This is a genomic window from Alcanivorax nanhaiticus (genome assembly GCF_000756665.1).
GTDB lineage: Bacteria > Pseudomonadota > Gammaproteobacteria > Pseudomonadales > Alcanivoracaceae > Alcanivorax > Alcanivorax nanhaiticus.
In genome coordinates this window covers 85,444-108,387 of the sequence record NZ_ARXV01000011.1, presented here as the reverse complement: position 1 = coordinate 108,387, position 22,944 = coordinate 85,444, and the positions used below count along the sequence as shown (strand labels likewise).

21 protein-coding genes are annotated in these 22,944 nt (G+C 56.0%); 4 read left to right on the top strand and 17 right to left on the bottom strand.

Annotation, left to right across the window (positions count from 1 at the left end; translation table 11 throughout):
• The first annotated feature begins 22 nt into the window (after nt 1-22).
• Nucleotides 23-949, top strand: a complete 927-nt coding sequence (locus tag Y5S_RS13525) for a hypothetical protein (RefSeq protein ID WP_035233676.1) — start codon at nt 23-25, stop codon at nt 947-949.
• 2 nt (nt 950-951) lie between these two features.
• Here Y5S_RS13525 and Y5S_RS13520 read toward each other — a convergent pair whose 3' ends face one another.
• The 9 genes from Y5S_RS13520 to arfB all read right to left on the bottom strand — a co-directional run bounded on the left by Y5S_RS13520 (nt 952) and on the right by arfB (nt 11,033).
• Entirely contained in the window at nt 952-2,259 is a 1,308-nt protein-coding gene (locus Y5S_RS13520; RefSeq protein ID WP_035233675.1) for an ankyrin repeat domain-containing protein, read from the bottom strand.
• Nucleotides 2,260-2,397: 138 nt separating this feature from the next.
• A complete protein-coding gene (locus tag Y5S_RS13515) occupies nt 2,398-3,771 on the bottom strand; it encodes a hypothetical protein (RefSeq protein WP_035233674.1) in 1,374 nt (457 codons plus the stop codon).
• Nucleotides 3,695-4,309: an START domain-containing protein gene (locus Y5S_RS13510; RefSeq protein ID WP_035233671.1), complete on the bottom strand. Its 615-nt coding sequence runs from the start codon at nt 4,307-4,309 to the stop codon at nt 3,695-3,697. The genes Y5S_RS13515 and Y5S_RS13510 overlap by 77 nt, the downstream gene beginning before the upstream one ends.
• Nucleotides 4,293-4,976 carry a lysophospholipid acyltransferase family protein gene (locus Y5S_RS13505; RefSeq protein ID WP_035233669.1) on the bottom strand — a complete coding sequence of 228 codons (684 nt, stop codon included), beginning with the start codon at nt 4,974-4,976 and terminating at the stop codon, nt 4,293-4,295. The genes Y5S_RS13510 and Y5S_RS13505 overlap by 17 nt, the downstream gene beginning before the upstream one ends.
• Nucleotides 4,977-5,084: 108 nt before the next feature.
• Nucleotides 5,085-6,461, bottom strand: a complete 1,377-nt coding sequence (locus Y5S_RS13500; RefSeq protein WP_052041611.1) for a PepSY-associated TM helix domain-containing protein — start codon at nt 6,459-6,461, stop codon at nt 5,085-5,087.
• Nucleotides 6,462-6,484: 23 nt separating this feature from the next.
• The gene (locus Y5S_RS13495; RefSeq protein WP_052041610.1) at nt 6,485-8,584 is read right to left on the bottom strand and encodes a TonB-dependent receptor family protein; all 2,100 of its coding nucleotides are present in this window, start codon (nt 8,582-8,584) and stop codon (nt 6,485-6,487) included.
• 159 nt (nt 8,585-8,743) lie between these two features.
• The gene (locus Y5S_RS13490; protein WP_035233668.1) at nt 8,744-9,208 is read right to left on the bottom strand and encodes a bacteriohemerythrin; all 465 of its coding nucleotides are present in this window, start codon (nt 9,206-9,208) and stop codon (nt 8,744-8,746) included.
• A 144-nt stretch (nt 9,209-9,352) separates the two neighbouring features.
• A complete protein-coding gene (locus Y5S_RS13485) occupies nt 9,353-10,315 on the bottom strand; it encodes an NAD(P)-dependent alcohol dehydrogenase (RefSeq protein WP_035233666.1) in 963 nt (320 codons plus the stop codon).
• 301 nt (nt 10,316-10,616) lie between these two features.
• The gene (gene arfB / locus Y5S_RS13480; protein ID WP_035233709.1) at nt 10,617-11,033 is read right to left on the bottom strand and encodes an alternative ribosome rescue aminoacyl-tRNA hydrolase ArfB; all 417 of its coding nucleotides are present in this window, start codon (nt 11,031-11,033) and stop codon (nt 10,617-10,619) included.
• A 44-nt stretch (nt 11,034-11,077) separates the two neighbouring features.
• On the opposite strand from arfB, the gene Y5S_RS13475 reads away from it, so the two are divergent.
• The 3 genes from Y5S_RS13475 to Y5S_RS13465 all read left to right on the top strand — a co-directional run bounded on the left by Y5S_RS13475 (nt 11,078) and on the right by Y5S_RS13465 (nt 15,113).
• Nucleotides 11,078-12,766, top strand: coding sequence for an Hsp70 family protein (locus Y5S_RS13475; protein WP_035233664.1), 1,689 nt, complete (start codon nt 11,078-11,080; stop codon nt 12,764-12,766).
• 71 nt (nt 12,767-12,837) lie between these two features.
• Nucleotides 12,838-13,983, top strand: coding sequence for an RDD family protein (locus Y5S_RS13470; RefSeq protein ID WP_156107775.1), 1,146 nt, complete (start codon nt 12,838-12,840; stop codon nt 13,981-13,983).
• Nucleotides 13,983-15,113 (top strand): RDD family protein, encoded by a 1,131-nt coding sequence (locus tag Y5S_RS13465; protein ID WP_035233661.1) that lies wholly within the window; start codon nt 13,983-13,985, stop codon nt 15,111-15,113. The genes Y5S_RS13470 and Y5S_RS13465 overlap by 1 nt, the downstream gene beginning before the upstream one ends.
• Nucleotides 15,114-15,166: 53 nt before the next feature.
• On the opposite strand, the gene Y5S_RS13460 is transcribed toward Y5S_RS13465, so the two are convergent.
• The 8 genes from Y5S_RS13460 to Y5S_RS13425 all read right to left on the bottom strand — a co-directional run bounded on the left by Y5S_RS13460 (nt 15,167) and on the right by Y5S_RS13425 (nt 22,879).
• Nucleotides 15,167-16,516: an SPFH domain-containing protein gene (locus Y5S_RS13460; protein WP_035233660.1), complete on the bottom strand. Its 1,350-nt coding sequence runs from the start codon at nt 16,514-16,516 to the stop codon at nt 15,167-15,169.
• A 132-nt stretch (nt 16,517-16,648) separates the two neighbouring features.
• Nucleotides 16,649-16,909: a hypothetical protein gene (locus tag Y5S_RS13455; RefSeq protein WP_156107773.1), complete on the bottom strand. Its 261-nt coding sequence runs from the start codon at nt 16,907-16,909 to the stop codon at nt 16,649-16,651.
• An 8-nt stretch (nt 16,910-16,917) separates the two neighbouring features.
• Complete coding sequence (locus tag Y5S_RS13450; protein WP_035233658.1) at nt 16,918-18,174, bottom strand: DUF445 domain-containing protein; 1,257 nt, start codon at nt 18,172-18,174, stop codon at nt 16,918-16,920.
• 3 nt (nt 18,175-18,177) lie between these two features.
• Nucleotides 18,178-18,840 carry an Abi-alpha family protein gene (locus tag Y5S_RS13445; RefSeq protein ID WP_035233657.1) on the bottom strand — a complete coding sequence of 221 codons (663 nt, stop codon included), beginning with the start codon at nt 18,838-18,840 and terminating at the stop codon, nt 18,178-18,180.
• A 122-nt stretch (nt 18,841-18,962) separates the two neighbouring features.
• Nucleotides 18,963-20,834 carry an MFS transporter gene (locus Y5S_RS13440; protein WP_035233655.1) on the bottom strand — a complete coding sequence of 624 codons (1,872 nt, stop codon included), beginning with the start codon at nt 20,832-20,834 and terminating at the stop codon, nt 18,963-18,965.
• Between the two features lie 188 nt (nt 20,835-21,022).
• Nucleotides 21,023-21,622 carry a TetR/AcrR family transcriptional regulator gene (locus Y5S_RS13435; protein ID WP_035233654.1) on the bottom strand — a complete coding sequence of 200 codons (600 nt, stop codon included), beginning with the start codon at nt 21,620-21,622 and terminating at the stop codon, nt 21,023-21,025.
• A 198-nt stretch (nt 21,623-21,820) separates the two neighbouring features.
• Nucleotides 21,821-22,525: a PspA/IM30 family protein gene (locus tag Y5S_RS13430; protein ID WP_035233653.1), complete on the bottom strand. Its 705-nt coding sequence runs from the start codon at nt 22,523-22,525 to the stop codon at nt 21,821-21,823.
• 81 nt (nt 22,526-22,606) lie between these two features.
• Complete coding sequence (locus tag Y5S_RS13425) at nt 22,607-22,879, bottom strand: YiaA/YiaB family inner membrane protein (protein ID WP_035233652.1); 273 nt, start codon at nt 22,877-22,879, stop codon at nt 22,607-22,609.
• Nucleotides 22,880-22,944 lie beyond the last annotated feature (65 nt).

The window sequence follows — 22,944 nt, the reverse complement described above, 5'->3', positions numbered from 1 at the left end:
ACAAGGAATGGTGAGAAACCGCATGCATTATGGAAAGGAAATTTTTCTGGTCTGCTTGATGTCGCTGTTGAGCGCGGGCTGCGACAAGACACCATCACAGGCCAGCAGCACGGCTACGACCCCGGCTGCTGAGCTCGCCAGCAATGCCCCACCGACAGCAGGGAGCTGCGTTGGCAGGCAGCAAGATCTTGCTCGCGGCAAGCACACCTACGATGTGGAAACCTGCCTTCGCGATAAAGCGCTCAGGGATAGGCCCGCTGCCGTCACTGATGCGCAGACCATGCACGACTGGACCATCCAGGACAACGCCTACTCGCAGCTGGCCCCTTTGGTCACTGCCCTGACTCGCTTCCCTGAAAAAGGCAGTCTGGAAAACTATTTACGGGAACTGGCGTTGTTACCCAACGAGCCAGGTGAATACAGCTCGCTGGATCGCGCACTGACCGCGTCGGAATACCTGGGAGAGCTTGGCAATGTGTACTGGTTTGATGCAGAGACCGGAGTGTTTCCCAACGAGCATGACTACCTGCTGAAACAGGTAGCCTTGTTGAGTGATCTGCGAGAGGTCTCCTTCACTGAAGTCGCTCCACAGGATTACAGCAGTAATGATGAACCTTATCTGCTCAAGGCACAGCTCGGCGAGACTTCCTGGCAACAACGCGCGGAGAACTATGGCGACTGGTATGACCTGTCAGCGGTATTGGCATTGTTAAACAGGATCGCTCTGGATCAAGAATCCCGCTATCGTTTCGTTACCCTGCCCACCGGAGACCAGACCGCCATCATCTGGGTAGTAGAGGATGATCTCCTGACTCAACTGACAGACGAAAAACTGGTGCGAATCAGTCCTGAAGAGGCCTCCATGCAAACGGGTAAGGCGTTCGAGAAAAAGGCGCTTAAGGGCTTGCAGGAAAGAACCCATGAAAGCGGGAGTATTCAGTCCAAGTAACGCTATCCGCGGATGCCGTGCTTGAGAAGATATTGCTGCAAGGGCACAAACCCTTTGCTGCTAGCGGTTTTGATGGCGTAGTTGTTCCAGGTGTCCAGTTCGGCTCCTGCCTCATGCAGTAATCGGACAATGTGGGCGTAGCCTTTGTCGGCGGCATATTGCAGTGCGGAGTTCAATGTCTTGATGTCTGCATCACTCGCTTTCAGGCGGGCTATCAGCGCATCGACATACCCGTTTTCACAGAGCTGGCGTATCGTGAGGGCGTCGGCATTCTGTTGCTGCTGCTTCACTTTTTGATAGAACGGTGAAATATCAAAACTGACGCGGGGAAGTGCGCCGTACACCGCCATGAACTCGCGAATAAAATCATGAAAATAACGACCGGCCCCGGACTGTTTTTTTAGCAAGGTGGTTGCTGCCCGAATATGCCCGGTTGTCAGCGCCTGACTAATGTAAGGCATCATGTTGCCTTGAAGCGTTATGGCTGGATCAGCAAGGGTGGCGATTACGTCTTCCAGGCTATGACTTTCCCTGAAATAGCGAAATTGTTCATCCGACAGTGTCAGTTTGTCTCGCGTATCAAGAACGCCACGCCAATTACCTCCACTGATCAGTTGATAGCAGGCCACGGCTTGCTTGAGGGCGGGATGTGCGGGTTTGTACTGTTCATCAAACAGCAGATAACAGCAGGACTTGATGGGCTCGTTACGCTTACGGCTCTGATAATCCATCCCTGCCCGATAGAGATGGGCATTGAAGATCACCTCAAGTGCCGCCGAACTCAACAGGCCTGACTCCACATAGTTTCTCAGCAGCGGGATAGGGAGGTTGTCCATCACATCGGAAAGTTGCTGCGGCCTCAGCCTGAACCTATTCAGCCACGCGACATCCAACTGCTCGCCCAGAAACATCGCCAATAATTCAATGAAGGTCCCCGGAGAGCCGATCAGGGCACTGTGCAATTGCTGGGGAAAATCCGTTTCGGCCAGCCTTTGCAGGTCAGCAGGATCGGACAGATTCCAGCTGTCCCGCACCTCTGCATCGTTCAACAGCACATATTCCAGGGTACTGAAACTGGAGGCGCCGTCGTGGTGACCTTCTTCGTGGACCTGCTTGATCTGCTCATCGTCATAGGCCAGCAGATGCAAATAGCGGTGACTGGGCTTGAGAAATTCTGCTACATGCCAGGCGTGAGTCGCCAGAATTCCCCGTTGGCTGGCCATCTCACCGAAGAGATCATCTTTGTGGGACGGTGTTTCACAACACAGCTCCTGATGCTCTGAAAGGTGATAGCCCGAGTATTTCCCCATGATCGACCCACTATTCTGATTCGGTTATTGATGACTGATAAAGCCTTAAGATGGCCCCACCGGCAGTTTACAACACCCACCTGGCCTCTATTGTTTGCGCTACCAAACCTGACCGGCACAGCGGTAAGTAGGTAGGGCCTACTCAAACAGAATGTCTGTCAGTGTTGGCTCATCAAAATGACGTCGGCCTTTGAACGCGATCGCATGTTCGCCGGGTTGACGCATGGCCCCCGCAGAGGGCACGCCCATGGGCCACAGATACCACCGCTCCCCTCGCTTTGACTCGGGTACAAGACCGTTGCCATTGAACAAGCTGCCCACCTGACCATCCCGCCTTGGGAGGGCTCGCAGGCTGTCTGCATCAACGAATCCATAGCTGTCGGTCGGCAATTGTTCCTCTGCTGAACCAATGCGCACCACATAGTGCGTATCCGGTGCCAGCATCAGGCTGATCCGTTGTTCATACGCATCCGCCACAGGGTGGGGGTAGAACACCGGTTTATCCCCTTCGATGGCCGCTTGCTTCAGTGTCGGCTCCACTGGATAGACTTTGTGGTAGCAGCCACAGGGGTGAATGCTGTCGTAATACAACACTCTGCCATCCGGCTTAAGAGTGACTCGCCAGATCAAGCCATCGAGCTCACCCCCGTAGCCATCCAGCCAACTGCTTTTGGGTCGTTCACTGAACCAGAACTGATAGTTGAGTTGTAGCAGGTTTTGTTCGCGGTAACGGGTCCAGCTGATCCAGGTGTAGCTCACATGCTCGCGGGTATAGACGGCTGGGTCACCGTTCTCATTGAGCTCAATCCTCCCCGGCTGGTTCCAGGGTTGCTCATCTGCCACCATCAGCACCGGTGCGTAGTTGAGCAGCAGGGCCTGACGCTGCATGGCGTTTGGCAGAGGGATTTGCAGGGGATTTTCCGACAAGGAGGAGGGAGCCACCGGAAAACCTACCGCCGTTGGCGGCACATATTGCCGTTGTGGTTTAGGTGCCGGTTGGCTGAAGCGAGCACTCATTTCCTGGTGGTAGTTGTTGATGGAGCCTGTGGCCAGCCAGGCCGTGAGAGGATAAATCCCCACCGCACGCAACCAGGTCGCATAGCTGTCCGGCACAGAGGCCTCAGGCAACTGAGTAAAATCCGTGCGCGCAGCCAGTATTGGCAGGCAGCGCTGGAGCAGGGCCATGGCAGCCGCCGGCGTCACATTACCCTCGGGTGGCAGTCGCTGGATCATCAGGGACTGATCCTGCCAGGCCTTCTCCGTGGCCAGCCTGATCCACTGCTGCTGCTGTGCCGGCGTCTCAGCCTGCTGTTGCAGATAGGCCAACCAGCGGTTGATGCCCAGATGGGGATGTTCCGGCAAGGTCTGGGCCTGGGCATCCTCAATACCCGCCTGTTTCAGTGTCTGCTGAAGGGCGAAGTAACCTTCCTCGCAGTCAGTGTTCGCCTGCGCCGCCGGTACCCACAGGAGCATCAGCAGCAGTACAGTCCTTGCGGTGTGGATCGCGTACATAACTCTCCAGTGCGGTCAGTGCCGCTTCCATCTGCCCTGGTGCCAACCGGTCAGCCAGCCATTGCGGGATACCGCCACCCGGATCCACCTGCTGCTGGTAGACCACCTGGGTGGTACTGCCATCATCATGCAGCGTCCAGCTACCTTCCGTATAGGGTACGCGCACATGGCCTGGTTGTTCAGGCCAGGCCTCGGGTTGGCCAGACATGGTCAGCACCAGCGGCTCGCCGGGGTGACGCTCGAACAGGGTGACCGCATCCCTGCCGCTTAACGGCCATGGGGCTTTGCGCGCCATATAGACCAGCGTTTGCGTTGCAGTGGGGCGATCAAGAATGGAGAGGGTTTCGATACCGGGCATCCACTGACGCACATGGCAGGGTGCTTCCAGTATCGGCAGCAACTGACTGCGGGGGATAGGGAGTGCCGTTTGCAACTCGAACCGGTCCGGACCAGGCAGGGAAGTTCGGACCACGCTCTCTGCGGCAACCAGAGATGGCAGCCACAACAACATCAAAACGGAGCTAGTGATCCAGCGCATCGGCAAACACCTGTCGCAATTGCTCGGAGGTCAGGTTCGCCGGCTGCGGTGGTAAAACCGTGACCCTGACGGTGCCCGGTTTCATCAACAAGCCATGGGCCGGCAGGATCTCTCCACTATTGTGGAGTACCACAGGAATCAGTGGCGCACCGGATTGCTGCGCCAACCATAACGCACCGGGTTTGAACGGCAGCAACTGACCATTGCTGCTGCGCTTGCCCTCTGGCGCGAGCACCACCGCATCACCCGCCGCCAGCGCCGGTAACAGCGGCGCCAGCACTTGCGGGCCAATGCCCTGTTCGCGTTTGACGAATACCGTACCGAAGGCTTTCATCAAGGGGCCCAACAGAGGATGGAACTGTAATTCGTATTTGCCGATGGCGACCATGTCATGGCGCACCAGGCGGGCGCCAATAATCGGGTCGGTGCCGCTCTGGTGATTGATCACGAAGATGGCCGGGCGTTGTTCCAGCAGGGCAACCTCACCCTCCACCTGCAGTCGAATACTCGCCAGCCACAGGCCCAGCCAGGTGACCACGCGGATGCCACTGTTGATGGCGCGACGTCGACCCAAAGGCAAACAAACCAGAAACCACAGCATGCCGACCAGCGGTGGCAAGACAAACGCCAGCGTACTGCGGATAACCGTGACCAGTTGTGAAATCATTCGGGAGAATCCTGTGCCCTGTCTGCCAGCTTCAAGACACGGTATCAGAATCTGTGTGTGGCGGCCGTGACGGGACACTTCCCGCCACGGCAAGGTGAAAAGAAACCGTTAGTTGACTTCCTGCTGTTTCGTTGTTGTCCGTTGCGGCCAGAAGGCATCCAGCAGAATGATGCCCACCAGCACCGCGGCGGATAGCGGAAACGCACAGCCAACGACCACCATCAACACCGCCACCGCGCGCCCGGAAGACCGCTCACCTTTCGGCGGCGCCCGCCGGGACTGACGCTTCCACCAGACAATGGCGCCGGTGATCACCAACGCCATGACCAGCGTCACCAGCAGCAGGTTAAGCCACCAGTTCCACCATCCCAGATCACCCTGATGGAACGGAATGGACGCCGCCATGGCCTTGCCCATGGCCGGGTAATCGGCAAATCGAATGTCCTTGAGGGGTTCACCGTTGGCCGGATTCAGGTGCAGGATACGTTCGTCCAGCGGGTTACTGATGTCGCCGGCAATGGTGGTGGCAGACACCGTCCAGACGCCGCGCTCTCCCTGTGGGAAGTGCACGCGGAATTGTTGGAAACCGTGCTCAGCGGCCTGCTTGACCACTGCACCCAGGTCCAACTGGACGGGGCCCGGCGATCCTTGCGGCAGCGACGTCTGCTCTACAGCCCAAGGCACCCGATGCAGGCCATGCTCGTTCATGCTGGCGTGATCCATGCCCGGTGCTGGCTGAGTTTCCGGAAGCTCAAAGCGGGTGCCGGGCAGCGACCCCCAGGGCTGCACCAGCTTGCCGCCCCAGATGCTGGTCCAGGCCATGCCGGAGATCAGGAAGAACAGCAGCGGCACGGCAATCAACCAACCAAGGCTCAGGTGCCAGCGCCGCCACGCGGCACGGTTGGCCAGCGCGTGGGCAGGCATGAGTGCACGCCAGCCATTTTTCGGCCAGGCCAGATACAGGCCGGTGACGATCATCAGCACCGCCAGCCCGGCGGCCATTTCGATCAGCAGCTCACCAGTGCGCCCCAGATACAGGGAGCCATGCCACTGCTTCACCATGGCGTAAACACTGTCAGCAGGATCATTGCTGCCCAGCAATTCTCCGGTATAGGGGTTCAGGTACGCCACGGTACTCGGCGCACCATGACCACCGTGGCCGCCGCCGTGACCACTCTGCAGCGAGAACCGCGCGGCCTGGCCTGGGCGTTGCGGTGGCAGATACAGTTTCACCGTGGCATGGGGAAAGGCCTCACGCACCCGCTCCAGCAGCACCGATGCGGGCAGGGGATTGACCCCGGCTTCCACCACCAACAGCTCCTTGTTCAGGGCGTTATCCAGTGGCTTGCTCAGCAGCATCAGGGCACCACTGCCCGCCAAAATGAACAGGAACGGAATTACCAGCATCCCGATCAGGAAATGCCAGCGCCACACAGCCGCATGGAAGCGGCCAGGGCGAGATGAAGAATGCGCGGTGGCGGTCATGGTAGTCCGTTCCTGATGGATGGCTAGAAGTCGAAGCGAACACCGGCGTAGAATGCGCGCGGCTCGCCGGCCTGCAGAATCGCTGCACCCGCTGCGGTGGCCGGCGCGCTCAGGTCATTACGTGCGCTCACGTTGGCCACATAGGCTTCGTCCGTCAGGTTGCGACCTTCCAGATACACTTCCCAACGATCACGATCCAGACCGGTGCGCAGGCCCACCAGTTCGTAACCCTCCACCTCATAGCTGTTGGCAAAGTCTGCGTAGCGATCATCAACAATGTCGAAGGTGGGGCCGGCATAGAAGCCGTTGGCGTGGCGGTACATCACCTCACCCTTGATAAAGAATTTGGGGGCCACCGGCAGCTGGTTGTCGCCATAGAGCGGATCATTGTCGAAGCTGAAATCGTTCCAGGTCAGGCTGACCAGCGGGGCGATACGGTGATCGCTGTTGCCAAGTGCAATGCTGGCACCGAACAGGGCTTCCACACCGGCATGGATGGTGTCATCCACATTGGTAGCCAGGCTGGTGCCCGTGGCATTGGGATCATCAAGAGAGAGAATTTCGTCTTCGATCTGCGCATAGTAAACGGTGAATTCCCAGTTCCATTCACTGGCGACGCCCAGAGCTGCAGCACCACGGGTGCCCACTTCTGCAACCTGCCCCTGCATGGCATCGAGAGTGTTGTTGTTGGCCGCCACATCGTCTTCCAGCTCATAGAGAGTCGGCGCTTCAAACAGTTTGCTGACGCTGGCGAACAGTTCGCTGCGATCCGCCACCTGATAGATCACCCCGACGCGCGGGTTGATGGACTCATAGTCGTCTTCCGGATTGCGCTCAACGCCACTGGGGACGAGCACGTTGCGCACTTCCCGGTTACCTGTCACTGCCTGAGCACCGTACACCAGAGTCCAGCGGTCGCTCAGATGCCAGCGATCCATGGCGAACACTTCCAGGTTGTTGGCCTGGTTATCGGTACGGATAGTCTGTGCTCCACGGATACCGGCGAGATGATTGTAATTTCCCCCCTTAACCCGGGTCTCGCCATAGTTGAGGCCCAACAGCAGATCGTGATTGCCGATCAGGGTGTTATAACGCACGGTGCTGCCGAAGGTGGTCTGATCATTATCAATCAACAAGCTGAAACCACCGGGGGCGACACCGCCCACAATCGGGTGGTAGAGAGACTGGTCTTCAAAGGAAAAGCCCACCACCAGACTGCTGGTATCGCTGAGGTCCCATTGGGTGCGATTGGCCACCCGCCACTTCTCCACATTCTTGAGGAAGTTGCCGCGCTCGTTGTTGCTGCCCGCCTGGTAGGGATCCTCATCAAACTGGTCCTGAGTCAGAGCGCCGGCCAGTTCCTGATCGTTGTCCACATAGGTGAGGTAAAGGCGGTTTTCAACGCTGTCGGTAATCTGCCAGCCGGTGTTGGCATAGACACTGCTGCGCTGCTGTTCCTGATGGCCACGGAAACCGTCATAGCTGCGCTGCTCCACCGTCACCAGCGCATCCAGATTGCCCGCCACGGTGCCACCGGTGACACTGTTCTGCACGGTGCCGTGGCTGCCCACACTCAGATAAGCCTGATTATCGGTAGTGCGCGCCGTGGGGCTGATAAAGTCGATGGCGCCGCCCAGGGTGCTGGCCCCATAGGTCATGGCGTTGGCGCCACGGGCAATCACCGCATAGCGGGCAGCAAGAGGGTCAATAAAGCTGTTGTGGTTGTTGCCATCGGCGGCGGTTACCGGCAAGCCGTCGATCATCAGTTTGACGCCATTGCCATCATAATTGACGGAGTCCAGATTGGAGCCACGGCTGGACAGAAAGGTCCCGTCTCCGGTGCCCCCATCGGCGGTCCACATGCCCGGCACGTAGCGCAGCATGTCACCCAAGGTCACGACGCTGCGCTCTTGCAACTCTTCCGCTTCCACCACCGTCACGCCACCCGGCGTGAGCGACTGCTCGCGCTGCAGGTCGGTTCGTGTGGTTTCCGTCGCAGTCGCCTGCTGGCCACTGACCTGAACCGGAGCCAGCTCATACGGCTCACTTTCTGCGCTGACCGCCACCAGCGGCAGCAGGGAGATTACGTAAAGAGGTAGTGATATTTGAACAAGACGCGACACGAAGAGCCCCACACAACGAATTCAGCAAGAATGAAATCAGGCAGCGGGGCATTCTATTTGACCTCAGCCGCGACAACCTGCGGCAAATTGCCGCAGTGACGCGCTTCGCCAAGTCTATCTGGCTATATGCTTATTCTAAGTTCAAGGGAGCGGTGGCTGTCATGACACCCTGAAATGCTTGCGAACATTGTCGTTCACCCATCCCCCCAACCGTTCACGGCCAATACTGTTGATGAAGTCTCTTACTTCATCTGCGTAAGCCCGATCCTCTTCGAGAATATGATGCAACAACCATTTTTCCAGCAGCTGCAGCAGGGCTTCTGCCACATCCTCTCCGTTCTCTGAACTGCGCAGCAGGGCCTCGATACGCATGGTGAACTTGCGATGAACATTGTGGTGCTCATCGGTTTCCTTGTAACCGGCACGCTCCATTAGCGCTTCTTCAAAACTGAAATGCGATTCGGTGTAGTCCACCAGGTCGTAAAGGATGCGGGCGACACCCTGATAGGCATCAGGCAATCCCACCAACTGATCCAGTGCATTGATGTAATCGACAATGCGCTTGTGCTGTTGGTCGATGACCAGTATGCCCAGCTCATATTGCGGGCCCCAAGCGATACGCATGATCCACCTCCGGGATTAATCCATGCTTCACGCTATCAACGGTTCAGAACAGCCATATAGATATAGATCAAGGTTTATCCGTTTATTCACCTTGATCGATGTCAGGGTAAAGGGGCGGGTGGATTCAGGCAGATCCGCGTCATATCAATGCGCTGACTGTGTCACCTCGATCACCACCTTGCCTCGACAACGGCCACTGCGGTTGCGTTCGTAGGCCGCCTCACTTTCAGCCAGCGGGAACACGCTATCAATGATTGGCTTCAGCACACCTTGCTCCACCATCTCCGCCAAAGTGTCCAGGTCCTGGCGATAGGATTCCACCACCACCGTGTCTGCTTTCTTGCCCAGCAACCGATAGAACGGGGTGGCCACCATGGAAGCACCCTGACCACCAGTGGAAATGAAGTGGCCGCTTTTGCCAAGCAGCGTCCGGCAGGTGAGGGGGGTTTCATAAGAGGTGACGTCAAACACGATGTCGAACTCACCCGCCGTTTTGCGGTAATCCCCCTGGGTATAATCAATCAGCGCATCGGCACCCAGCTCACGGACGAAGTCCAGATTGCGGGTGCTGCACACCCCGGTCACATGCAGTTTCATTTGTTTGGCAATCTGTACTGCCAGGGTACCCACACCGCCGGACGCACCAATGATCAGTACTGACTTTCCTGGCCGGGCACCGCCTTTGCGTAATCCCTGCAGTGCGGTGAGCGCCGCCAGGGGCAGGGAAGCCGCTTCATTGAAACTGAGGTTGGCGGGCTTTTTGGCCACCCGGTGCTGACTGATACGGGCCTGCTCCGCCAGAGAGGCAGTGCGCAGGCGCATGTCCATACCATACACCGCATCGCCAATCTCGAAGTGGCGAACATTACTGCCTTTGGCAATCACTACACCGGCCAGATCATCGCCGAAAATCGGCGGCAGACGATGGGTACCCACTGGGGTCGCCGCCATGGCCAGATGATAGTTGAGCTTCCAGTCCTTGGGATTCACTGAGGCTGCATGCACTTCCACCAGCACGTCATCCACACCCAGCCGTGCCGGGGCATCGGTTTCAGTGACAACCAGCTTGGTGTTGGGGCCCCAACCTGTGGTGGTAATCGCTTTCATGCAGTCTCTCCCTGTTTAACTTGCCCCAAGCTTAGCAAAGGGGAGAGTGAAGAAGGCGGTCCGAAAATGCCAAGCAGGTGGAGGGATTGTGTCAATGGAGTTGCAAGCGACAACACGACTCACTATGAGTGCCGACTTCAAGAGCCTGAGCCGCGCCTCGAGCTATTAACGCCGCGACCGGGCAAAAGCCGCCAGAAAACGTATCCACCACAGAGTTCACGGAGCACACAGAGTAAAGCCCTTTCTTCTCGGTGATCTCTGTGAACTCTGTGGTGAAAATGCTCTTGATCCTGGGGCTGCTTTACCCCGGATCCACCTTGCCGCGCAGGGACTTGATCTGGCCGCGTTTGGTTTTCTTGTCCATGCGGCGTTTCTTGCTACCCAGGGTAGGACGGGTGGCCTTGCGTTTTTTCTGCTCCACGGTGACGGACTGGATCAGCTGGGCCAGACGGGCGAGGGCATTTTCCTTGTTTTTTTCCTGGGTGCGGAATTGCTGTGCCTTGATGACCACCACACCATCGCTGTTGATGCGCTGGTCGCTGAGCGCCAGTAGCCGTTCCTTGTAGAGGTCGGGCAAAGAAGACGCACGAATATCGAAACGGAGATGAATGGCGGAAGAGACCTTGTTCACATTCTGTCCACCGCTGCCCTGGGCGCGAATCGCCTGAAGGTCGATCTCATTCTCGGGAATCTGTAAATTGTGGCTTATTTGCAACATAACTTTGGCAGCCTCCTTGGCCGCCAGCATAACAGGGAAGGGATATGACCATCATCGGAATCGATCTTGGCACGACCAATAGTGCCTGCGGGGTATGGACAGAAGAGGGGGTCAAGCTGATTCCCAACCGGCTCGGCGACGTCCTCACACCCTCTGTGGTCAGTCTCGACAAGAACGGCGAAGTGATTGTGGGGCGGGCAGCCCGGCAGCGATTGATTAATCACAGTGACCGCACCGTGGCCGCTTTCAAACGCCTGATGGGCACCGACCACAAGGTCAAACTTGCCAACCGCGCCTTTACTGCCACCGAGCTGTCCTCCCTGGTGCTACGTTCACTCAAGGAAGATGCCGAAACCTTTCTCGGCGAGCCAGTCACCGATGCGGTGATCAGTGTGCCGGCCTATTTCAACGACAACCAGCGCCATGCCACCAAACTGGCCGCAGAACTGGCTGGCCTGAAAGTGGAACGGCTGATCAACGAACCCACGGCGGCGGCCATTGCCTATGGCTTGCACCAGAAACAGGAGGGCATGTTCCTGATTCTGGATCTGGGCGGCGGCACTTTCGATGTGTCCCTGCTGGAGTTCTTCGACGGCATCATGGAAGTACACGCCAGTGCCGGCGACAACTTCCTCGGTGGCGAGGATTTTGTTGATGCCATGGTGGATGATGTACTGCGGCAAAACGGCCTCAAGCGTGATCAGCTCAAGCCCTTGCTGTTGCAGAACCTGTATCTGCAGATGGAAGGCGCCAAGCGCAAACTGGGCGGCGAAAATCAGCTGCTGAATCTGGATCTGGGTACCCAACAGGTAGACTTTACGGTTACTGCTGACTGGTTTGCCCGGATCAGTACCCCCCTTTTGCTGCGGGCCAAGCACCCGATAGAAAGGGCGATCCGCGATGCCGGACTGCACCCGAACAAGATTGATGACGTAGTACTGGTAGGTGGATCTACCCGGCTCGGTATTTTCCGTTCCACCATCGGAAAAATGTTCAGCCGGCTGCCTTCCTGCCATTTGGATCCGGATACCGTCGTCGCCATGGGCGCAGCGATTCAGGCAGGTCTCATGATGCGTAACGAAGCCCTGGACGACGTGGTGCTTACCGATGTGTGCCCCTATACCCTGGGCACTGGCGTCCTCAATCATGATAACCCCCGGCAGGGTGATTACTTCCTGCCGATTATTGAGCGCAACTGTGTGGTTCCCGTCAGTATCGTCAAGCAGGTTTATACGGCCCACGACAATCAGGCCGAAGTCACCGTCAAGGTCTATCAGGGCGAGCACCGGCTGGTTGAGAAGAATGTTTATCTGGGCGAGTTAACCGTGCCGGTGCCCGCTGCACCAAAAGGGCATGAAGCCATTGATATCCGCTACAGTTACGACATGAATGGACTGCTGGAAGTGGATGTAACGGTTATTTCCAACCAGAAAACCTTCAATCACCTTATTGAGCATACGCCAGGGGCATTGAGCGATGCTGACAAGAAAAAAGCGCTGGAAAAACTGGGAGCACTGAAATTTCATCCCCGTGATGGCGAAGAAAACCGCGCGTTGCTGGCCCGGGGTGAAAGACTTTATGAGAGTAGTCTTGGAGAACGCCGCGAATACATTGCGCATATTATCCAGCAGTTTGAAAAAGTGCTGGAAGGGCAGCACCCTGCTGAAATTGCCAAGGCTCGCAAACAGGTAGCCGACGCGCTAGCCCAGCTGGAAAGTGAGGACTGGTTCTGATGAGTCCCTGGGCTATTCTGCAAATTGATGCCAGCGCAGATTCAAGCACAATCAAGCGGGCCTATGCCCGCTTGCTGAAGCTCAATCGTCCAGACGATGATCCAGAAGGATTTCAGCGACTGCATCAAGCCTATAAAACCGCGCTCTCACAAGCTAGCAGACATTCAGCCCTCTCCACCGCTGACGTATCCGCCGCCGTCCCAGACAATACCGATTCCACCGCCAAACCATCACCGGAGCATCTGGTGAGCTGGCACTATGCTTTTACGGAAGAGAGTCCTTCACTGCAGGCCCCTTCATCCCAACAGCACGAGGACACACAAAGGCAGGCTGCGCTACAAGACCTGATCGAGCAGTGTAGAACACTGATCCATGAACAGAATGGCTTGTTCAATGTACAGGCATGGCATTTTCTTTCCCGCGAGCCCCTGTTGCTGGATCCCGATCTGCATGAACAACTCAGTCACCAGATCTTTACCCTTTTGGTAGAAAGCCAGGACGATAGCCTCCTGGGAGACTCCGGGTTGATCGATGTAGAAGCCGACGTTGTCCGCTACCTTAACTCACTTTTATTCTGGGATACGCAAAAATGGCAGCTCTGCCATGGCAAACCAGAGCAGGCCTGCGAGACTATCTTCAGTATCATTGAAAGCGGACCTGCCACGTCTCCATCCCGAGCCGTCCGCGGCGGCAAATCCATCATTCCTGAAAAAATCAAAAAGAAAGCAAAGAAACTGCATTACTACTATTTCAGTACACCCCGGATGCGCGGGTTCGCCGCACTACTCGATCTTTTCAGCATACTCCTGCTGGTCGATGCCATTTATCGAATCCCCTTGCTATCGAACTATTTCAGCCAACCCTTCTGGACCGACGCGAAAATTTATATTGTGCTATTCGGTTATATTGTTCTCGCTTCCCTGTTCGAGAAAAGCCGTTTACAGGCCACTCCATGGAAACTGGTCCTCGGTTTGAAAGTGATGGATCACCGTTTCGATCCTCTCAGCTGGAAAAAAGCCGGATTGCGTGCCGTTTGCATGAGCTCCATACCCCTTGTTTTTATTTTTTCTGAGCTGATGATGGGCTATGCGCCACTGATTGTGTTCGGACTTCTGTTTGCAAACGGTTTTCTCGACGGGAATTTTATTCAGGACAGGCTCACCAAAACCCATGTGGTTAATTGGCGCTTGAGTAATGAACGCCAGGAACAACGCTGATGCCCTGGAAAGAGCTGGAGATCCCTGCAACCAACGATGTTCGTGCCATCAAGCGGGCCTATGCACAAAAATTGAAACGTCACCGTCCGGATGATGATCCAGAAGGCTTTCAACAGCTGCACAGGGCTTATAAGCAAGCTTTGCAGCTGGCAGAAATGGCGGATGAGAGAACAACGTTTTCAGACCAGAGCGACATTCCATTCTCTGAAGCTGAATACGAAAACCCCGAAGAGGAAATGGATTGGAGTGACAGGCCAGAACATGATTCTGGCATTCAGCCAATGTCGGTGGAGGAAGCCGACAGCGATACTGATCTCCATCCACTCCTGGACTCACTTGTTGAAGAATGCAAACACTGCCTCAGCCGCACGCAGGGACTTAGTGATCCGGGCGCCTGGTCATTCCTGTCAACAACACCAGAACTACTGGATAGCGACTTCAATCATCAACTCGGCCAGGCCGTTTTTAACGCCATTGACGATAAAGAACGTTGTAGCGGGGTGAAGCCTCACCCTGCTGTGCTGCGCTATCTCAATCACTTGTTCAACTGGACTGGAAAACGACAGCTCTATTATCTGCAGTTTGGAGAGTCCGGTTGCGACTGGATTTTCCAGTCCCTGGATAGTGAAACAAACTCAAATGATCTCCTGCGAGGTGTGCGGGGAGGGGATCCTGTCGAGCCGACGATCCAAAGCACTTCATCATCTCCCCAGCTTGATTACGCCAGCTACGCTATGCGCTCCCTTGCCTTCCTCACCGACCTGTTTTTCCTGATCACCGCGATAGCCTTGTTGATTGTCGGCCCCTATAACCTGTTGTATCCGGATGATCCTATATCGGATTTCTGGCTACTGGTCTCCACCCCTCCAGCCTATTTGTTACTGGTATTAATCATGGAGTGCTCGCCGCTACAGGCGACACCAGGCAAGTATCTGCTGGGCATGACAGTGGTGAATCGTTTTGGCATGCGGCTGCCGCTTTGGCATAACCTGCTTCGAGTATTGGCATTCACCGCGTCAGGGCTGTTGTGGAAGGTAATCTTTGTGCTGAATGCTTTTTTGAAGGGCCGCTTGCTGCATGATCGAATCAGCAACAGCTTTGTGGTCAGAAAGCGCTCGATGAATTCATGAGTGCGTTTGCAGGAGAGAGGGCAGGGGACTGACATCAGCCCCTGCCCGACAAATTACTTCTTCACATCACGGTCGTAGCTAAGTCGCTTGGCCGCATCCAGGGTGAGCATCTGCATGAAGGCACGGGTTTCGCCATCAGAGCCGGTGGGCGTCCCGCCGTCACCACCGCCAAATACATACTGGGGCACCTTGCGGTTGGCAAAGGCCTGGGCCCAGATCTTCTGAATTTCGATCTCGGCGTCCAGCTTCTGCGCCAGGGCGTTATCTGCCTGCAATACCGCTTTCTTCTGGTAGGCTTCCGCATCTGCCAGGGTACGGCGGGTTTCCGCTTCAATCCGCGCCTTCTCCAGCTGAATCTGTGCGGTTTCTTTTTCGATCTCGGATTGTTCTTTCTGTTTCTCTGCCTGGGTGATCGCCAGCTGCTTTTCGGTTTCCGCTTCAGTGGTGCGCTGGATCTGATCTACCTTGGCTTTGGCCTGACGCTCTGCCACCTCACGCTCACCGCGGGCAATGGCCAGCAAGCGCTGCTCTTCTTCCTGCACCCGCTGCTCACGGGCAATGGCTCGGTCAGCAGACGCTTTCTGCTTGAGTTGCATACGCTCTACAAAACGCTGGTTGGGATCCATCTGGGTCACACGGGCTTCAACCACGGTGACACCATAATCGATAAAGCGCTGTGACTTACGCAACGGGATGCCGGCTTCATCGACCATCTTTCTGACAACAAACACCACCTTGCTGTCATCTCCGTAGTCCTGCTGTTCTGCGCCCATGGCCACGTTGGCCGATCCCTTGATCTCGCCCACCCGCTTTTCACTGACCTCTTCACGGCGAACGATATAGATGCCGTTGATCATCTGGTTTTCAAACTCGGTATTGAATTCCGTCCGGCCACCAGAGTAGTACTCTTCTGCGCTCATCAGCGAGGCATTGGCCTGCAGGGTTTCCTTGAAGGCGGGTATCAGCGCTGTGCGCAGCAGGTTTTCCGGAGTGCGATATTCATGGGCAAGATGCAGGAAGCTTTCCTTGTCCGTAGGAATGGTGAAACGCACCGTAGCCTGGGCGTTGGCGTCTACCTGATCCAGGAACATGATGTTTTGGGGCGGCAAGGCAGCGGACGTTTCCGAGCTTTCCACTTCCACGTAATCCAGTGTCTCACTGCCGCCCCGCACCGCCTGAACGGTCAGCGCACGTTTCCAGGAGTTCCAGCGACCGAACAGATAGAACTGATAGCCCACATCGGACACTACCTCTTCATTCCCCATCAGGGTACGCACATGATAGACGTAGCCCGGCTCGGCATAAAAAATGGATTTTTGCGCAATGATGATCAGTGTCAGGGCACCGACGACCAGTCCAGCGACCCCTTTCAACGGCAGGATTTTCTTTGCTTTTTCCAGCATTCCCTGTTCCCCAATAAAAAATAGAAAGCCCGCATTCTAATGTTTGGGGGAACGATGGGTAATAGCTAATTTCCTACACTGCGGTTCCGGGTACGGATCTGCTGCCGGAAGTCTGACACTGGGGACGTCACCTCAGTCATCACAGTCGCGACGCCCCTGTTCTTCATAGAAGCGCTGGTCTTCGGCCCAGAACTCACGCAGCTGGTCATTCATGGCAGTATGACGGTTGTAGGAGGCCATGTTCGCGCTGGCCTGATAACGATTTTCGCACTCATCCTCATCGTCATCCCAGCGTGACTGGTCATCGTAGCTCAAGGAGGAAGAGGGCTGGCCAACGGTAACCTGACAGCCCGCCAACAAGCCGAACAGGAAAACCGGTAATAGTCTGGTCATGGGATACTTCATCCCACCGGCACCGCAAAGTGCAGCATCACATGCACCTGCAACTCACCCACCAGGAAGCCAAGCACGGCCCCCACGGTAATCAGAATCCATTCGTCCTGCTGGAATGCGGGCCTTAACAGCCCCTCGAATTCATCTTCTGTCAGCTCCTGCATCTTGTTGACCAGCAGGTTCTTCAGATCCATGGCCTCTTCTGCATAGGCTTCCATGTGGCTCAGCGTTTCCGGCAGGTGCAGCATGACCTTGTCAGCCACGGAACGCTTCATCTCCTGGTACTTGGTGCTGCCCACCGCAAATACCACCAGCGGCTTCGCCAAGCCGGCTTGTTCATCCATGGTTCGCTGAACCTGCTTTTGCACCAGCCCAAACAGGCGATCAGAGAGCGGGCCCTTGAGAATGGCTTCAATGACGGCAGCGGGCGTGACAATTTCACTGGCCACCAGTTCGCCATAACGCGCCGCAACCTGTTTACGCCGTTTCAGGAACAGGCCCTGCCATTCGAACAGGCCCAGATAGCGGGTCGGGCGCTTCGGGTTGAAAATCATTTTCAACGCCAGCCAATCCGTGAACCAACCGGTGAACAGGCCAAACAGGGGGATCACCCAGACGTTATGGGTCAGCGCCCAGACTACCGCCTGCACAATACCGATAGCGAAGCCGAACCAGATGCCGGAGTTACGGATAAACTTGAACTCCACATGGCCCGCTTCCAGAAATACCCGGTTGAGCAGTTCCTTGTCGCGCACCAGGGCATTGATGACCAGATCCTTGAGATCGAAAACCCGGGTAATGTTGGTCTTGATATCCTCCATGATCAATTCGACCATGTGTGGCGCTTCGTTCTGGATGCGCTGGATAATCATGGTCTTGACCCGCTCCGGGGCAGATTCCCACAAGCCCGGCTGGTATTCCGCAGCCACCTCACGGGTAATGTCATCCACCGCACGAATCAGAGGCCCACGAATTTCTTCCGCTACCCGATGTGGGTCCAGCCGATTAAACACATCTTCCGGTTTGAGCAGACGCTCCATCATCAGATCGCAGGCGATACTTGCCATGGTGGCCGACTTGCTCGGCACAATGCCCTGCCAGCCGAAGAAAGGACGAATGCCGACAAACTTCAGTGGCTTGAACATCATCTTGATGGCCACCACCTTGGTGCCATAACCAATGGCGGCTGCCACGAAAGGCATGGACAGATAGAGCAGCCAGTTAGCCTGCATATCCGCCAGAATCAGATCCAGATCCGTAATCACTGTCTACTCCTCTTCCCCGTCAGCCACGGCCATCAGTTGTTCCCACAGCTGATTCCCCAGCGGGCTGAATCGCAGCGTTTCACGCTGCGGCTTGATCTTGGGCCAGTGCTGTTTCAACTGGACCATCGCCTTGCGAAACGAACTGTCGCCTTCCAGCAATTCATAATCCGTTCGTTTGGCTTCTTCAAATCCCGTGGCCAATACCCAGCCTTGCTGGAACAGGCGATGCAGATAGTAGGCAGTCATGTCCGTGCACTGCACCCCGGCGGCACGACCAATGTTGGAATAACGGTACAGCACCTGACCGCGCGAAAAGCGACCGCCGCTGTACAAGGACAACATCGGGAAAGCACTGCCATCCGACAGGGCAGCGAGAATACGGGCTTCATCCGCCGAGACACCGGCTAGTATCTGGCGTACCAGCATGGTCTGCGCCTGTGCCTGACTCTGATCCAGAGAAACGTCCAGTAGTTGGCCCAGGCTTTCCGGCGGCCCTGCCAGTTCCCCTGGGGTATCCAGTGCTTCGAGCCGCTCTTTCAGACTTTGCAGTACATCGTGCTCGACCTGATGCAGGCGCTCATCAGCACGTTGTACTGGCGGCAACTGCAAGAGCAGCTGCTGCAGCTTTGCCCGCAAGCCGGCAGGCGACAGAGTAGATTCCGACACACCTTATTCCTGTTGTTATTGTCGTGGGGCGAGTAAACGCCTCTTTCATTATTATCGAGTGTGCGGTGTTTTCGCCAATCTGCAAGTTACCTTGCGTATGTTTTCCGCAACCGCAGCCCCGCTCAGGGGCGCTCACGCAGGGCCAGCACCCGTTCACGCAAATCTGCCGCCTGCACCTCTCCGGGAAGAACGGCATCCCCCACATTCAGCTTGATCCGCGACCAGAAGCGCCGCGGCAACCGGGTCAGCGCCTTGCCACCCTTGTGACTGAAAAAGCTTCCCCACAGCCCGGACAGCGCCATGGGCACCACCGGTACCGGAGTATCGGCAATGATCTTTTCAATCCCGGCCTTGAACTCATCCACTTCACCATCTCCGGTGAGCTTGCCTTCCGGGAAGATACAGACCACTTCACCCTCGGCCAATTCTTCGCGAATCCGTTCAAAAGCCCGCTCATAAATCTCCGGATTGCGGCTCTTCGAGTCGATGGGAATGGTCTTTCCGGTACGGAAGATGTAGTTCAGCACCGGCATGTCGTAAATGGGTTTGAACATTACGAAGCGCACCGGTCGACGAATGGCACCCGCCAACAACAGTGCGTCCACATAGCTGACATGATTGCACACCAGTACGCAGGCGCCTTCCTCCGGGATCTTGTCCATCCCTTCATGTTTCACACGATACATGGTGTGGGTCAGCATCCACACCAGCAGCCGAATCAGGAACTCCGGCACCACCGTATAGATATAGCTTGCCACCAGAATATTCGCCAGCGCCAATGCCAGGAAGAACTGGGGTACGGTCAATTCCAGCAGACCGATCAACACGATGCCTGCCGCTGCGGACAATACCATCAGCAAGGCGTTGAGGATGTTATTGGCCGCAATGATGCGGGACAGGTGCTTGGGATTCGAGCGGTGCTGAATGAAGGCGAACAGGGGCACAATATAAAAACCACCGAACACACCTATGCCGAGCAGATCGATCAGGACCCGATAACCGCCTGCCTGCTGCAGGAAACCGGCAATATCCACCTGCTCCGTGCCCTGCAGGCCGGCGTAGGAGAAGAACAGATCAATACCGAACAGACTCAGCCCAATCGAGCCCAGTGGCACCAGGCCCAGTTCGACCCGCTTGCCAGAGAGCTTTTCACACAGGAAGGACCCCAGGCCAATGCCAATGGAAAACGTACCCAGCAGCAAGGCATAAAGCCCGTCTGTGCCAAGCAAATAATCATCCACATAGACTTTCAACTGAGTGGTATAGGCCGCGCCCAGAAACCAGAACCAGGAAATTCCCAGCACGCACATCCACACGGATTTCACTTCCCGTGCGTAGCCCACGATATGCCAGGTCTCCTTGAACAGATTCCAGTTCAGCTTCAATCCGCTATCTGCTGCCGGAGCAGACGGAATGGCACCGGCAGACAGATACCCGAGCAAGGCCAGCCCCACCACAGTGGTCGCCACCACGCCATCCCCCACACCTTCCATCTTCAACAGCACCCCGGAAATCGAGCCCAGCAAAATGGCCAGGAAAGTACCCATCTCCACCAAAGCGTTACCAGAGACCAGTTCCTTATCGTCCAGATGCTGGGGAATGATGGAATACTTTATCGGACCAAAGAAGGTGGATTGCAGCCCCATGCAGAACAGCACGCCAAGCAGGAAATATACCGCATCGAAATAGAACCCGACTGCGGCGACACTCATGATGCAGATTTCCGCAAATTTGATCTTCCGCACCAGAGTGGCCTTGTCATATTTGTCTGCCACTTGGCCGGCGAGGGCAGAAAACAGGAAGAAGGGGACAATAAACAACGCCAGCGCCACGTTATTAAGGGTGTTCACACTAAGGCCTGTCACCACCCCGGAAGCGATCAACAGGATGAGCGCCTGGCGGAAGACATTATCGTTAAAGGCACCCAGGAATTGGGTAAAGAAGAACGGCCCGAAACGACGGGACGCGACTAGTGAGAACAAGCCTTTTTTCATTTTCTCGCCTTTTTCTTCCTTGGTTTGAGAGGAAAGCTACGAGCTTCTAGCTGCGAGCTACGACGCGGATCAATGTTGTTGTCTTACTGGCAATTAATCTCCGCGCACCATTTTCAGCGCGAAACTCTTGCCCTTCAGAAAACTCAGGATCTATCCCGTGTTGAAGCTCGCAGCTAGTAGCTCGTAGCTTATTTTTCCCCCGCCCAGCTATTCAGATAGTGCTGCAACAACGAATCCAGCATCGCCTGTTCATCCACATCCCCGGCTACCACCAACTTGTCATCCGCTGCCAACACCGCAATGCCATGCACACTTCCCCAGAGCGTCCGTGCAGCAAGATGGATCTGCTCTGCAGTCTGTCGTTCCGCCAAGCTGGCCATGCAGGCTTCTACCTGGCTGAAAAGCGCGGCGGTCTTTTGCAAATACCACTCAGGAACCTGCGCTTGATTCTGCATCTGGTGAAGAAAGACCATCTTCCATAAAGCCGTCTGATCACGGGCCATGGACACATATACCCTGGCCATCCGGTCCAGCCGTTGCCGTGGGGAAACATCTTCTCGCTCCGTCATTGCCGACAGAAGCTGCTCCAGGGTATCGGCATTCGCCTGCAGGATCAGATCATCCAGATTGGCGAACACATGGTAAAGCATGCCGGCAGTGTAACCGATACGCTCTGCCACTTTGCGGACGCTGAGTTTCTCAAGCCCATTCTCACTGACCAGATCCCGTACCGCCTGAATGGCTAACGTTTGCAGTTCTTCTCGACTGTGTTGATTACGACGTGCCACCGAATTTCCCTGTTCTTTAATCTTGTCGTAGGGCGGAAATGCCTCAGGGCATCTCCGCCAAGGTCCGAAGCGAGTTGCGAGTAACGAGTTTCGAAAAGCGAAAAGCTCCGTTCAGCAAGCTGAATCTCCCCCAACCGTTTTCCTGCGAGGTTCTGCCTTTCGAAACTCGTTACTCGCCATTCGGAACTGTTTGGATGCCTACGCTTTTGCTTCGCGCAACCCCGCCAGAATCTCTTCTGCACGGCGGCTCTGGCTGTCACCAATGCCGGCCTCCGCCATGCGCTGGTCCAGACTGTCGCCACCGGCGAATCCCATCTCTGCCCCCATTTGCACCTCACTTTGCCACAACAGGCGACATTCTTCCTGCCGTTGCTGAATATGCTGCAGGGTCTGCTGACTGTCACTCAAGCGCTGAGCCAGGCCGCGATGCTCATTCTCCCGCTGCCGGGATTCGCCAAACAGGGCTTCCTGTGTTCGTGCCAGTGACTGCTCCTGACGCAGGCTTTTCAGTTTGTCCGCCGCCTGCTTGATGAAACTCTGGAACTCGGTTTTCTGCTGTTCCAGTGTCACCCCTTGACGATCGAGCCGGGTCTGCTGTTGTTCCAGCTCCGCCAACCGTTTACCAATATCCAGTGCCAGCGTCTCATCGTCTGCGGCCATTGCCTGCCGGGCACCATTCTCATAATGGCGAACACTGGCCAACAGATCCGCACTGCGACGCTGGTTAATCTTTTCCTCCGCCATCAGCCGTGCCAACTGGCGACGGGCATCGCGTAGCGCCTGTTCGGTTTCATAAAGCTGCTGATCCAGCAACAACATGTCGTTGGCGTTAACGATCTGTTCCATACTGACGCGAGCCTGCCCGCGCATCAGGGTTTTCAGTTTGTTCCAGGCTGTAGCCATGATTCTCTCCTTTGAGTGTTCGATGCCGGTGATCGAACCTGTTTTGCCTCGTCGGGCTCCAAGCGCCCGGCGTCAGGCCTGCTAATCCGTATATTCCTTCAGCAACCGTTCGGTCTTGGCGTCACTGATACGATTGATCAGTCGCCGGGCCTCATGATCGTCACGCAGGGTCTTGGCGAGGGTAATGGTGGAGCCGACCACAAACAGGCTGCCCATCACCAGGTATCCCTTGATCCACAAATCGGTGGGCAACCAAACGATACCGACGATCATGAGTCCTAGACTGATCGCAAAGGAGGCCTTCACATAAAACAGCCATCCGCTGGAGTGGCGCTGAATCGTGCTCTCATCCATGGGGGATCCCTCATTTATTTAACAGTGTTTAATTGAATGACGACATTGAACCACCTTAACTAAAC